Here is a 14,114-nt window from a genome sequence, read left to right on the forward strand (position 1 = left end):
TACAAATAAAGGAGCGTGAGAAGGTGAAGAAAACCCAATGGTTGGTAACTGGAGTTCTCTCCTCACTTATTGCCGGAACACTTTCAGGTTGTTCAGACGATCTTCCACCACAGCCCGATGATCCCAGCTGTCAAGATTGGGAATGGGATGATGACCAAGGGGTTTGGCAATGTGATGATACCCACTCTAGTCATTATCATCATTACTATTACGGAGGAGGTTTTTTTAGCAACAAATCTTCTCTCTTAAAATCATCATCCTATAAATCCTATCGATCCTCTTCGAGCTTTAAAGGTGGATTTGGCAGTGGCTCCAAGGGTGGGTTTGGAGGATAACCATGGCATCTTATGCAGAAAAACGGAAAGCCTTTTATTCACAAATCCCATCCTTCTGGTCCAATCTATATGGAAGTGAATACAGCCTTTATCATGTATTACCCATTCGTGAACAAACTGCCTGTCTCTTAAAAGAGGCAACAGAACGTATGGGGGCCGTCTTTTTCAAAACTGCACGCCTGCTTCGGAGCCTTTCAGACGAGCAACTACTTCAACTGGGTTACCCTAGATCAAGTCTTCCGTTTCTTAGATTAAAAAATCTTTTTCCAGAATCGGTGATCTCCCGCTTTGACTTTGCCGTTACGGATCATGGACTCAAATTGCTTGAATTTAACAGTGATACACCCACCTTTATCGTTGAATGTTTTCATGTGAATGGAAAAGCATGCAGTGAATTCGGCCTTATTAATCCAAATGAAAAGGAAGAACGGCTCCTGTCATCCGGTATTACCAAAGCCGTGATGGAAGCGTCACAGGGAAAAAGTTCACCTAATATTGTGTTTACCGCTCATGTTGACCACATAGAGGATTGGCAGACCACAAGCTATTTAAGCGCACTCTGTCAGGTTGAAAATAAGATGGTTCCCTTGTCCGCTCTTCAGATTACTGACGATGCTTTACTTGACCCCGACGGTATGCCTATTGATGTTTTATACCGACAAACCTACCCACTTGAACACTTAGTGGAGGACCGGGATACTGAAACCGGAGATTTAATTGGAATCGAATTACTGCAGTTCGTGAAAGATGGAAAGCTTTCTATTCTGAATCCTGTTTCATCCTTCCTTCTTCAACCCAAATCCATTCAGAGTTTGATTTGGGGATTAGCTGAGAACGGTGCCTTTTATACAGACGAGGAGCAGAAGTGGATTAAGGAATATATGCTCCCAACGTATCTTGAAGCAGACTTTTTTGAAGGAAGAAGTCCCTTTGTAAAAAAACCATCCCTTGGCAGAGAAGGAGACACCGTTACGATTTGGGATGAACAATCCCAGTTGACGATCCAGAATGATTATCAAACATTTAAGGAAGAACTGCCAGTCTATCAAGCGTATGTGCCTCTTCCCACTGTAACATTGGAAACGGAAAAGGGAGTGGAAGAATTATCTTACGTTTTTGGTGCATTCCTTATTGCTGGAAAGGCAAGTAGCATAGGGGTCCGTGCTGGAGGGAAAATCACAGGGAACGAGTCGTATTTCTTGCCAGTTGGAATCAAAAAATAAAGGGGAATGAGTATGGAGAATTTTTTATTATACTTAATAGTTTCACTTGGTCTCTTATTAGTAGGACTTGTGCTGATGGAAGTAACAACAAAGGTAAAGGAATTTTCCTTGATGGCAAAAGGAAATAAAGCAGCGAGTTATGTCCTTGGAGGCAGACTACTTGGATTAGCCATTGTTTTGTATTCCACTGCTGCTAATTCTATCTCTTTAGGGGATATGGCAATATGGGGAGCGATTGGAATTGTTGCCCAAATTATTGTTTTTTACTTGGCAGAATGGCTCACGCCACGGTTCAACGTTATGCAAAGCATCGAAGAAGATAACCAGGCAGTTGGCCTGTTCCTTATGTTTTTGTCAGTCTCCATCGGCGTGGTTATCGCAGGATGTTTGACCTATTAAAAAAACGCATCCGAGGATGCGTTTTTTTATAATTTTTGATAGGTTTCCTTATCACAGATCACAAATAACCTTGCATCCTTTGAAATCGGTTCATTCCACTTTTTGAGTATTTGTAAATCATCACGGTCGGCTATCAACTGTGCCCCATTATCTTTTAGAAAATCATAAGCCATTCCGTAGGTAGACCATTCCGGTCTTACTTTCACTTCCCATAAATCACTTCCCCCGTCCCCGTCCTTGCGACTTAAAAGTTGGGTAAACAGGTGGCTTGCGCCTTTAGTTTGTGCTGATTTTGCCATCAGATTAGATACGGATTCATGAGAAAGAATGAACTCATCGATTTTCACATGTTTAAAATTGCCTACATGCTTTTCGTTTAATATTTCAGCAATCGTATAGATATTACTTTCTGTGCCTTCGTCATAACGCTCAATAGAAGAAGCCACTAAAAGTGTTTTTCCATCTGCTAGGTCTGGGTTATCAATCCCATCAGCTGCAAACAATAATACAGCCTTCGACTTCTCAATCCTTGCTCTTCTTAGCGTTTCTTCATCGGTTGGACTTCCCTGGATATAAAGAAACCGCTCATGTTCATACGGTGTTTTTTCTAATTCATCAATGAGAACGATTTCCGTTTTGGAATCGCCGAGAAAAAGTTCATTAATGGTATTTTTACTCTTAGCCGTCCAGCCAATAATAACATAATGGTTCGTTCCTTTAAATGTCATTCTTCCTTCCTCCTTCATCCGTTTGTACTGGGAGACAGCATCAACAATCACTCCAATCAATACACCAAAGAGCCCGATTCCAGCCGTATATACGATTACCATCGCCCATATTCTTCCGAGCTGTGTCGTTGGATAAACATCTCCGTAGCCAACAGTCGTCATTGTCGTCAGAATCCACCAAACTGCGTGAAAGGTGTTTTCAAATGTTTTGGGTTCGAGCATTCTCATAACCGCTGCATTTATTAAAATATAAAATGTAGTAACCAAAATTAACGTTCGGTACCGATACTTGGTCGCTGTTATAAACAGCTTTCTAAAAAATAGCATAGTGATCCCCTACTCTTTTTTCATATAAAATGGATTTCTTTGCACAGGCACCCAATCATCCGTAAGTTCCAACTGACCTGCCAGTGAAAAAAGGAGATCCTCTCTACCTTTGGCCGCCATGAATTGCACCCCAACCGGTAGTCCATCAGATGTCAGATGAATGGGCACGGTCATAGCAGGCTGGCCGGTTAAATTAGCAAGTTGTGTAAAAGGTGTTCTTTCTAAATTTTTTTCTGCCACTTGTTCAACAATGCCTGCTTTTTTCATCAACCTTCCTAAGGAAAGCTTTCCTGCAAACTGAAGTGCCGCCTTTTCCGATTTACTTGGTTCAAGTTCACCAATCTTTGCAGGTGGCGATGCCGTTGTCGGTGTGAGTAGCAAATCATATGTCTCATGAAAATGTTCCATTTGAATAGTAGCCTTATCCCATTCTCTAATACTTAAAACAAATTCCTCCGCTGATGTCGCTTTTCCCACTAATCCAAGCATCCATGTTGTCGATTCTACATCCGTCATTTTAGCTTTCCTGCCAAGAACGTCTTCAAGGGTTGCTAGCCCCGCGGCCATTTCTCCAAAGTACATGGTCAAATAGCTCTTTGCTATTTTTCTACCATCAACCGGTACGTCGACTTCGACCACCTGATGTCCCATCGACTCTAAAAGCTTGGCTGTTTTCAGCACTGCTTCTTTACAATCATTGTCAATCACATTTCCAAGGGGTGATTTTACAGAAAAGGCGATGGTCCATTTACTACTTGGCGCTTCTTGTACCAGTTGCAGATAGTTACCTTCAAATGGGGGAGCATAAAAAGCAGCATATTTCTCATGGATCCGAATCTCATCAAGGATTGCCGCGCTATCCCTCACCGTTCTTGAGAGAATATGGTCTACCGATGCCCCCTGCCAATGCCTTGCATAAGTAGGACCAACCGGGGTTCTCCCCCGTGTGGGTTTTATTCCAAACAATCCACAATAGGCTCCTGGTATACGAATGGATCCACCACCATCATTAGCCCCTGCAATGGGGACCATTCCACTTGCCACAGCTGCTGCCGAACCTCCACTAGAGCCACCTGGTGTATGATTCAAATTCCACGGATTCCGAGTGGGACCGTAATATTCGGGCTCAGTAATCCCCATCAAAGCAAATTCTGGTACATTGGTTTGCCCCACAAACAACGCGCCTGTTTTTCTTAGTTGTTTAACATATTCTGAATCTACTCTAGCTCGATAGCTTTGCAAAGCCCTTGAACCTGAGGTTATTTTTTCACCCTGCACTTCTTGAGCAATATCTTTAAGAAGCATCGGTACTCCCGCAAATGTACCGTTTATATCCACGTTCTCGGCTTCTTTTTCAGCCTTTTCATAAAACCTATTAATAACGGCATTTAATTGGGGATTATGTTTTTCTATCGTATGAATGGCTTCAGTTAACACTTCTTTTGGTTGAATTTCCTTCTTTTTAATCAAGTCAGCAATTCCTAACCCATCAAAACTTTTATAATCAAAACCCTCCATCCAACTCATCCCCGTTCATAGGTTTTTTACTATTACTTCTACTAATAGTTGCTATATTCCTTTATCAATTATTACTAATCGTTTTCTAATAAAAAGATTCCTTATTCGTACGGTTAAGCAAACACTACTCTAATATAGGTGTTGACAAACAATATTAATTCCTGTAATATTAGTAATTGTGCTTCGCACATAGGTAACTTGGAATTATAAGATTACGCAATGTAAGAATTTATTTCTGGCATTCTGCTTATGTTTTAATATAAAAACTTATTCACACTGGATCGGCTTCGGAGCCGTTAGGATGTAAGAGAGGTAGGGCTTACGTCGTTTAGGTACAAAACCATCAGGTGGAAGAATAACCGCGGCAAATTTGTTTATAACAAACAATGATTATATATAAGTTTTTACTTGCGAACAGAAAAGCGAAGCGCCTGAGAGCGCGGGTAGCTAGACAGTTATTTACTGTCTTTAATAAGACTAGCATTCACAAGTTACAATATGGATTCTAAATGAATCAGAGCTAAGAAGGCAGAGGAATTTTATTTCCTCTGCCTTCGCCCAATTTTTACCACTTTTACATATTGGCAACTTGGTTCAATGTTAAGTTTTCTTTTTGAAGATTTAAAGGCTTGAAACCTTCTATTTTTAATATTGGCTGGTTTGGATATTTAAAGTCTATATGTAGAATCTCACCAACTTTTCCATTTCGAAGGGTAATTTTCTTTCCTTTGGCCAATTCCATTAAAGAATTAGTAAATGGTAAAACAATCGCTTCATCAAGACGATTCTGTTTAACTTCCTTAATTAATTCATCTACAGCGTAAAAAATCGACATAGAACTCCTATACACCCGATTTGAACAAATAGCATCAAAGGTATCTGCTACAGAAAGTATCCTGATAAAGAAAGGAATACTGTCTCCATTTAAACGATTGGGATATCCAGTACCATTTAATCGTTCATGGTGCTTTAAAACCCCTTCTAAGATGAGCGGATGTAAAGAAGTTTTCGACAGTAAATCGTATCCGAGCTTTGGATGTTGTTTGAGCAGATTAAATTCTTCATCTGTTAACCTAGAGGGCTTATTTAAAATCATTGGATCAATTTTAAACTTCCCGACATCATGAAACAGACCCATACTAGCTAAAAATTGTTGATGCTTTTCCGATAATTTTAGTATTCTTCCTATTTTACTAGCTATCAAACCAACATTAATGGAATGTTTAAATAAATACTCATCCTTAGAGAATCTTTCCATTAGCTCTAAAATACCAACGTCCTTTAAGGCGAACTCCTCATGTAATTCTTGAAATGTATCAACCATTTCTTGAATCTCATTATCATTGAGTTTTGATTTTCCACTAATACTTCTTTGTAACTCTTGGACGGATGAATAAACACTTCTATAAACTACTTCATTTAGTTCTCCAAATTTTTTTCCTATTAAATCCTTTGCTTGGTCGTGCTCCTGTATTTGAATCTTATGTCGACTCAAATAATGCATGTGGTCATCTTTTAATACAGTTCCCTTCTTTAAAAGCAATACACCCGTTAAAGAATAAATATCCTCTTTTAATACCATACCCTTTTTTAACTCCATGTTATAAGCTCCCCTTTTTTATAACAGGTCATATTGCGGTTCCTTATGTGGACATTTAAAAAGTAAAACGAATAATGAAAAAAGTGTTACTTTGAATCATAAATTGTCGAGCAAAAGGTTAATTTTTACTATTGTAATTTTTTATCTTAATTTTACTATAATTGGATTTTTTGATTTGGTAAAGAAAAAATTAGATTTTTCTAAAAGTCTTATACAATAGATGAGCTCCCTCTATAAAAAGCAAAAAAACCACAGCATTAGTACTGTGGCAGGAGAATCTTTTAAACAAAATATAAAAACAAATCTTAAGATTTCTTATTTTTCTATAACAATCGCCTGCTTGCCCATTTGCTCCCAAGCTTTAATAAAACTTTCGCGGTTGAGCTTTCTATTTTTGACTCCATAAGGATCATTTACATAAATATGAGTTTCATCATAGCCTGTGATGGCAACACTATGTTCACTGAACGTAATATCAATTTTTCCTTGTGGCGTATCCCACGTTTGGAAAACAGTGACTGGCGCAAAGTTTGAAGTAGTAATAATCCACACTGGTAGCCCTTGCCCGACCTTTTTTAATACATCCTCAAATGGGTGATTGGTTAAATTCACAGCACGATCACCGACATATTTTTGAGCCAATTCTAACATGGGCCCATTGTAAACACCCAGTCCAGGACCCTTCGCCATATTTCCAACGAAGCCGGCATTTGGATTTCCCTTTTTCCCATTATTATAAGTTAACGGAACTGTTTTAATATTTTCAGCTAACTCATTTTTTGTCACTTTAACCCCATGATAGTTAAGAATCATCGCTAAACTTGTAACCTCACAGCCATTATAAAGCTTGGGTGCGTCCATTTGATTTAACAATGGTACATCCAGGATGATATTGTCCGGAATACTTGACTCTGTATTTGTTAATTTCACTTCATTTACTGGCTCTGCTTCTTCTTGTAGGACTTCTTTATTTGCTGTTAGTGACTCAGTCTCCTTTTGCGGTTCAACATTCGTAGACTTTGTTTTCACCACTTCTTTCAATTGAACGACATCTTGCCAGTTAAATTTACCTGCAAAAATTGTATTTGCTCCTATAAAAGATATGATTAGAATAATAATGATGAATAACAATTTTTTCATAGACGAATATACCATTCCTTATGATAGACTTTGTTAACAACTAGCAATCTAGTAAAATACTACTATATAACAATACCAAACATTACTAAATGGATAAAGGAAAAACTTTTCCAAAATTATCATAATCCTTATACCTTAACTTATCCTTAAGAAAATCCCCTCAGTTTTTAGACCAAGGGGGAAAATAAGAATATTCATATCCTGCTTTGATTAATTTTTCGAATGACTTGATTAATTACTTCAGAAAAAACTAAGCCGAAGGCAATAGCTCCTGCAAGCATCAATACTTTTGCTGCAGAGCCTAGTGCTGCATTGTAATTATTCTCCACAAAGTTCCGCATCGCATCATAGGCTAACCCACCTGGTACTAATGGGATAATCCCTGCCACACTAAAGATAATGACTGGAGTTTTGTAAAACTTAGCTAATTCCTGACTCAGAACCGCAATAAAAATCGTGGCTGCTAACGTGGCAAAAATGGCATCATTGGAATATCTCTCGAGAAGATAGTAAATTAACCAACCACCCATTCCAATCAATCCACATTTAACCAAAGTCTCTTTTGGTGCATTAAAAAGGATGCCAAAGGCTCCTGTTGCTAAAAAACTTGTTATTAATTGACCTAGAATTTCCAAGTTCATTCAAGCCACCTTTATAAAAACGATAACACAACGGCAATGCCCGCTCCAATGGCAAATGCTGTTAGAAATGCTTCTGCCCCTTTGGATAAACCCGATACTAAATGCCCTGCCATTAAATCTCTAATTGCATTGGTTACTAAAAGCCCCGGCACCAACGTCATAACAGAGCCAATAATAATTTTATCTAATTGATTTCCTAAACCCAGTTTAACAAACAATACAGATAGTAAGCCAATTACAAACGAGGCTAGAAATTCCGAGAAAAACTTAATTGGAACAAAACGATGAAAGTAAACAAAGCTTAGATAGCCTAACCCTCCTGTGACCATTGATGGGAGAAAATCATTCCACCCGCCATTAAACATAATCATAAAGCAGCCGCTGGCTAATGAAGCAGCTGACACCTGATACTTAAAGGGAAAGGTCACATCTAAGGAGTCAATTTCTTTTAATTGCTTTAATGCTTCATTTATATTCATTTCACCACTGCTGATACTTCTAGAAATGCTATTTACCATAGCCACCTTTTTTAAATCCGTAGACCGCTCTGAAATTCGTATGAGCTTCGTTTTAGTTGGTTCTGTACCTTCAGCTGAAAATATGATTCCGGTTGGGGTCACATAGCTGTGTGTCGTTTGAATTCCAAAGGCTGCAGCTATGCGCATCATAGTATCTTCCACTCGATACGTCTCTCCACCGCTTTGAAGCATGATTTTTCCAGCGAGTAAGCAGACCTCCATAATATCATAGGTTCCTTCCACTTGATTCTCCATTAATACTCACCACATTATCTTTACATTTGTTACTTAGTTTAATCAAAATTAGGTTATGAATCAATTATAAGCCCAAAAAAACAAGTTCCTTATTAGCTTGGAACTTGTTTTAAGTCTTCTTCTTGGAATTTCCCGTCCATAATTAATACTTTTTCAAATGCTTCAACAATAGATGCTTCGTAATAACGACCTGACAATCTTTTTAATTTTCTAATCGCTAGAGCTGGGTCCATTCCTTTTCTATAAATCCTATCCGATGTCATCGCATCATATGTATCAGTAATTCCAATGATTTGCGCTTCAAGAAGTATTTGGTCACCTTTAAGTCCATTTGGGTATCCCGAACCATCCAGCCGTTCATGATGCTGTAAAATAATTTCTCCTATATGAGAATAATAGGTGGATTTAACCATTTCACAGCCGTCCGCTGAATGCTTTTTTAAGATTTCATATTCTTCAGTCGTGAGTCTTCTAGGTTTGTTTAGAATTTCTTCTGGGACATTAATTTTTCCTATATCGTGAAACAAGGAAGCAAAGTATAGATTTTCCAATTTTTCTTTAGAAAGTTGTAATTGTTTAGCAAGTCTAATTGAATATGTTTGAACCCTTGCACTATGTTGGTAGGTATATTTGTCTTTATCTTCTATTTGTTTAACGATTTTTGTTAGTTCATCAATACTTCTGCTTATAAAATGAAAGGCTGGCTTAGTGGTAAACCAAATAAGCTTCATATTAGTCAAAGCTTTAAAATAAGATGCTTCCTCAAGATGATGTATATAAAAATAGTCCCCTGTTTTTAAGTGAATTTCAGTATCTTTTTCTTCATAAACACATTCTCCATCAACTATAAAAAAAAATTCCATTGTTTCAGGTTCATCACCTGGAAAGACATAAAAAGTTTTTCCTACACTAATAGTTTGTAGTATTACCTCCGATCCATCACCTTTGGCAATCAAACTAAATTCTGAAGTTGAATCAATAACTTTTTCTAAAAATTTCTCGTTCGTTCCAAGGTAAAGACCCTTCATTAAAAAACCCCCAGCTTCTTAATGACAAACTCGAATCGGGTCAATCCAAACCAACCTGCCCCCTATTTCCACAAGTGTCCAGTACGCTTCTGCTTGGATGCCCTTTTCTGCTGCCTTATTGATTGCATCAGTAGACATTTTCAATGTTGTATTATATAAATCCGTTATTAATTTATCGAGATCGTTAGTAAATTGTTCTGTTCTTTCATTATATTTTGTGTCGCCTTCATCAAGTTTTTGGATATCACTTATGTACTTTGCTTCTAATTTATCGGCATCACTTACTGCTTTTGCAATTTTTTCTTCAATTTCATAATTCGTTTTTTCAATGGAAGCAATTACCTTGTCATAATCAGTACTTTTGGTTTCTGCTGCAAATGCGCTTGTTCCAAATGCTACCAATAAAAGAATAGAAATCAACATGGCGAATACTTTTTTTAACATGAGTTTACCTCCACTTTATAAGTTCATTATAGGAAATTGTACTCACAGTCATTATAATTGCTGAAATTATATATTACCACAAAAAATGCCATATTTTACAGAAAAATAATATAATTTTCTGTATTTCGACAATTATATCGATGTAGTATAAGCTACGTCTACTTTTCTCTAAAAAGCAAGCAAGAAAGTCGATGTAGAAGGCTCCTACGTCTACTTTTCTCTTAAAAATAAGCAAGAAAGTCCATGTAGAAGGCCCCTACGTCTACTTTTCACTTAAAAATAAGCAAGAAAGTCCATGTAGAAGACTCCTACGTCTACTTTTCTCTTAAAAGAAGGCGAGAAAGTCCATGTAGAAGGCTCCTACGTCTACTTTTCTCTTAAAATAAAGCGAGAAAGTCCATGTAGAAGACTCCTACGTCTACTTTTCTCTTAAAAATAAGCAAGAAAGTCCATGTAGAAGGCCCCTACGTCTACTTTTCACAAAAAACAGGCGAGAAAGTCCATGTAGAAGGCCCCTACGTCTACTTTTCACTGAATTTTTCAATGAAATGTAATGTTTTCTCAATGATTACTTGTTGGTCATTATCAAGCGTTGCCACATGATAACTCTCCTTCATAAGATGAAGCTCTTTTACCGAAGAACTAATAGCTTCATAAATGATTTGTGAATTATTAGGTGGCACGACATGATCCTCTTCCGATACAAAAATCAATGCCGGACAGGTAATTTTATGAAGGTCTGCTTTTACCTGTTCCATAAAAGTGAGGATTTCCTTAATCGATTGAACAGGGGTCTTTTCATACGCTAATTCCTTCACATCTGCTTTTTTAATATCAGACCCAATTGCATCTAAAAACCTTACCCCTTCTAACTGTCGGACAGGAGCCATTTCTGGAATATCCACAGCGGCGTTAATTGGGATAATCGCTCGAATCTCAGGATACTTTTCAGCCATATAAAGAGTCAATGTGCCCCCCATCGAAAGACCAGTGACAAAAATCGTATCGCAGCGTTCTTTTAACCATAGGAATCCTTCTTCAATAGAAGAAACCCAATCCTGATAGGTGGTTTGTTCCATTTCTTCATAGTGTGTTCCATGACCTATGAGTCGCGGTCCACATACCGTGTAGCCCGCTTTCGCGTATGCCTCTCCTAGTGGCCGCATACTTTGGGTGCTACCTGTAAATCCATGTGATACTAAAATTCCAACATTGCTTCCCTCAAAATAAAACGGTTCTGCACCTTCTAATATTGGATATTTGCTGGTCATACTCTTCCCTCCATCACATTATTTTTCCTCACTTAAGATGTATTCGCTTCCATTAAATAATTACCTGCCTGTGAATAAGTGATTTCTAGTGGATATGTTAATAAAAACTACATTATTTGTTGATATCCTTGATCATAAAAAAACAACCTATCCACAATGTGAATAGGTGTCTATTATTTTATTTCTGTTTATAATAAGTAATCGCTAAAGCAAACGCTAGAACGGTTCCTTTTACAATATCCATGGCATAATACGGTACAGACATCATGACAAGGCCATTTTGCAGAATACCAATTAATACCGCCCCGATAAAGGTACCAAATGCATTTGGTTTACCGGCTCCCAGAACTGAAAATCCGATAAAGGCTGCAGCAACCGAATCCATGAGGTAGGGTGCACCCGAGTTAATTTCTGAAGTCATAACCCTTGATGCAAGGACAATTCCACCGATTGATGCAAACAAAGCAGAGAGTAAATAAGCTGCCACTTTATATTTATTAACAGGGATCCCTGAAAGTCTTGCAGCCTCTTTGTTCCCTCCAATCACATACATATAACGCCCATGTTTAGTATAGGTCAGAAAGATATGTACAAGAATGACGGTAATAGCCATGATGATAATAATCCATGGCACCTCACCAATTTTCGAAAAAAATGGACTGATTAATCCCGTTGCCATGGATCCATCAGGCATCACCATATTTTGAGAAACAGTCGCGCCTTTTGTATAGGTAAGTGCGGTCCCTTGAATGATAAACATTGTCGCTAAAGTCATTAGCATGTCTGGGATTCGTAACTTTACGATCATGAACGAGTTCAAAGCACCTACAATTAAAGAGGCACCAATCGCAGCGATAATCGCGATAACGGTATTTTGAGAAAACCAAACAAACATAGAAATGACGATGGCATTCGATAACGAAGCAACCGAGCCTACTGATAAATCGAATCCATCTACAGATAATGAAATGGTAATCCCTATAGCAATTATCGTCACAATCGAAATCGAGCGGAGGATATTGACGATATTACTGCCCTGAATAAAGCTTGGATTAGCCGCTGAAAAAATAAGAATAAGTGCAAGAATCGTGATAATGGTCCCGTATTTATATAAAAATTGAAACAACTCAAATGCTTTTTTTGTTGGGGTCTGATTCTTTGCTGTAATATTTGTCTCCATTTTACCTGCCCCCTGTGGAATAAAATAAAAGTTCTTCCTCGTTTGTTCGGTTCGTTTCTAACTCTTTTATTGATTCTCCATCATATAGAATGTAGACTCGATCCGTAATTCCCATAATCTCTGATAGTTCGGAAGAAGCGTAAATAATCGATTTCCCTCTGCTTGCCAATTCCGTGATTAGTTCAAATATGTCTTTTTTGGCACCAACATCCACGCCTTTGGTTGGTTCATCAAAAATATAGACATCAGCATCAGCTACCAGCCACTTTCCTATTGCGACCTTCTGCTGATTTCCTCCAGATAGATTTTGAACCTTTGTTTCTTCAGAAGGTGTTTTAATTCCAAGCCGGCTAATCAACTGCTTGGCTGTTTCCTTTTCTTTCTTTCTATTTAAAAAGCTAAATACGTTTGTAAAACTGCCCAAATTAGCCGCTGTCAAATTGGATTCCACTGATTCAAGGACAAGAATTCCTTCCTTCCTGCGTTCTTCAGGCACTAATGCCATTCCATTTTTCACCGCATCATACGGGCTATTCAAAGTTAGTTTAACCCCATTAAGAAGGACTTCTCCTCCAGTTAACTTTTCAGAACCAAAAAGCGCCTTGCAAAGCTCGGTTTTCCCAGCACCGACTAGCCCAGCCACTCCAACGATTTCTCCAGATTTCACATGTAAATGGAAATCTTTAATTTTACTTCTATCTGAAAGTCCCTTCACTTCAAGAACTGTGTTTCCAATTCTCGTATTCTTTTTCGGAAACTGTTCCTCCAGCTTTTGGCCAAGCATGTGCTCCACCACTTGATTCTGTGTGTTGTCTCTGAGATGTTCTCTTTTACAACAAATTCTCCGTTTCTCATTACTGTAATTTCATCACAGATTTCAAAAATCTCTGGCAGGCGGTGAGAAATAAAGATAATCCCGACATTTTGTCTCTTTAATTCGTGGGCAATTCGAAAAAGCTCGGTCGTTTCTGTATGACTTAAGGGTGCAGTGGGTTCATCTAGAATCAGATACTTACACCGATTCGAGACAGCTCTAGCAATGAGAATCATTTGCTTTTCTGCTAGAGAAAGCTCACTCACAAGCTTTTTCGTAGAAAGTGTAATATTCATATCAGCCAGGATTTGTGCTGCTTTTTGATGAAGAGTCTTCCAGTTCATCCACTGCTTTTTTCCCATATGATGAACCGTGTCCATCAACATAATATTTTCCGCAATCGTTAAATTAGGAATAAGTGCCGTATCGACTTCTTGATAGACAATCTGTATGCCCGCATCCTGGGCATCTTTTGGTGATCGGATGTTCAAAGATTCCCCGTCCAGCACAATCTCACCGGTATAATGATTATAAGCCCCTGAGAGGACCTTCATTAGAGTTGATTTCCCTGCACCATTTGCTCCAATCAATGCCTGGATCTTTCCCGTCTTTGTTGAAAAATGAACCTGATTTAAAGCTTTCACCCCTGGAAATTCAATAGTTATATTTTTCATTTCCAATGTTGACTGCATG

The 14,114-nt window shown here is 38.1% G+C and carries 13 protein-coding genes and 1 pseudogene; 3 read left to right on the forward strand and 11 right to left on the reverse strand.

Translation table 11 applies throughout. The annotated features are described in order from the left end of the window. The first annotated feature begins 23 nt into the window (after positions 1-23). From QFZ87_RS23090 to QFZ87_RS23100, 3 genes are read left to right on the forward strand one after another with little or no spacing between them, the layout of a single operon-like run. Positions 24-335, forward strand: a complete 312-nt coding sequence (locus QFZ87_RS23090; protein ID WP_309866776.1) for a hypothetical protein — start codon at positions 24-26, stop codon at positions 333-335. A gap of 2 nt (positions 336-337) precedes the next feature. Next, on the forward strand, positions 338-1,558 hold the full coding sequence (locus QFZ87_RS23095) for a glutathionylspermidine synthase family protein (RefSeq protein WP_309866779.1): 1,221 nt from the start codon (positions 338-340) through the stop codon (positions 1,556-1,558). A gap of 12 nt (positions 1,559-1,570) precedes the next feature. Continuing rightward, the gene (locus QFZ87_RS23100) at positions 1,571-1,957 is read left to right on the forward strand and encodes a DUF350 domain-containing protein (RefSeq protein ID WP_309866782.1); all 387 of its coding nucleotides are present in this window, start codon (positions 1,571-1,573) and stop codon (positions 1,955-1,957) included. Positions 1,958-1,983: 26 nt separating this feature from the next. Here the strand turns inward: QFZ87_RS23100 and QFZ87_RS23105 are convergent, their stop codons facing one another. From QFZ87_RS23105 to QFZ87_RS23155, 11 genes and pseudogenes are all read right to left on the reverse strand, one after another. Beyond that, complete coding sequence (locus tag QFZ87_RS23105) at positions 1,984-3,012, reverse strand: ion channel (protein ID WP_309866784.1); 1,029 nt, start codon at positions 3,010-3,012, stop codon at positions 1,984-1,986. Between the two features lie 9 nt (positions 3,013-3,021). Then, a complete protein-coding gene (locus QFZ87_RS23110; protein WP_309868063.1) occupies positions 3,022-4,530 on the reverse strand; it encodes an amidase family protein in 1,509 nt (502 codons plus the stop codon). Between the two features lie 574 nt (positions 4,531-5,104). Continuing rightward, the gene (locus QFZ87_RS23115; protein WP_309866787.1) at positions 5,105-6,130 is read right to left on the reverse strand and encodes an HD-GYP domain-containing protein; all 1,026 of its coding nucleotides are present in this window, start codon (positions 6,128-6,130) and stop codon (positions 5,105-5,107) included. A 315-nt stretch (positions 6,131-6,445) separates the two neighbouring features. Further along, positions 6,446-7,270, reverse strand: coding sequence for a C39 family peptidase (locus QFZ87_RS23120; protein ID WP_309866789.1), 825 nt, complete (start codon positions 7,268-7,270; stop codon positions 6,446-6,448). Positions 7,271-7,464: 194 nt separating this feature from the next. After that, entirely contained in the window at positions 7,465-7,905 is a 441-nt protein-coding gene (locus tag QFZ87_RS23125) for a threonine/serine exporter family protein (protein WP_309868065.1), read from the reverse strand. A gap of 17 nt (positions 7,906-7,922) precedes the next feature. Then, entirely contained in the window at positions 7,923-8,684 is a 762-nt protein-coding gene (locus tag QFZ87_RS23130; RefSeq protein WP_309866792.1) for a threonine/serine exporter family protein, read from the reverse strand. 92 nt (positions 8,685-8,776) lie between these two features. Next, complete coding sequence (locus tag QFZ87_RS23135; protein ID WP_309866796.1) at positions 8,777-9,712, reverse strand: HD domain-containing phosphohydrolase; 936 nt, start codon at positions 9,710-9,712, stop codon at positions 8,777-8,779. A gap of 18 nt (positions 9,713-9,730) precedes the next feature. Then, a complete protein-coding gene (locus QFZ87_RS23140; RefSeq protein ID WP_309866799.1) occupies positions 9,731-10,156 on the reverse strand; it encodes a hypothetical protein in 426 nt (141 codons plus the stop codon). Between the two features lie 521 nt (positions 10,157-10,677). After that, positions 10,678-11,427, reverse strand: a complete 750-nt coding sequence (locus QFZ87_RS23145; RefSeq protein ID WP_309866802.1) for an alpha/beta hydrolase — start codon at positions 11,425-11,427, stop codon at positions 10,678-10,680. 178 nt (positions 11,428-11,605) lie between these two features. After that, positions 11,606-12,607: an ABC transporter permease gene (locus QFZ87_RS23150; RefSeq protein WP_309866805.1), complete on the reverse strand. Its 1,002-nt coding sequence runs from the start codon at positions 12,605-12,607 to the stop codon at positions 11,606-11,608. 1 nt (position 12,608) lies between these two features. Further along, positions 12,609-14,113: pseudogene (locus QFZ87_RS23155) on the reverse strand (sugar ABC transporter ATP-binding protein). Position 14,114: the final 1 nt, after the last annotated feature.

The organism is Bacillus sp. SLBN-46, from assembly GCF_031453555.1.
In the GTDB taxonomy this organism is placed as follows: domain Bacteria; phylum Bacillota; class Bacilli; order Bacillales; family Cytobacillaceae; genus Neobacillus.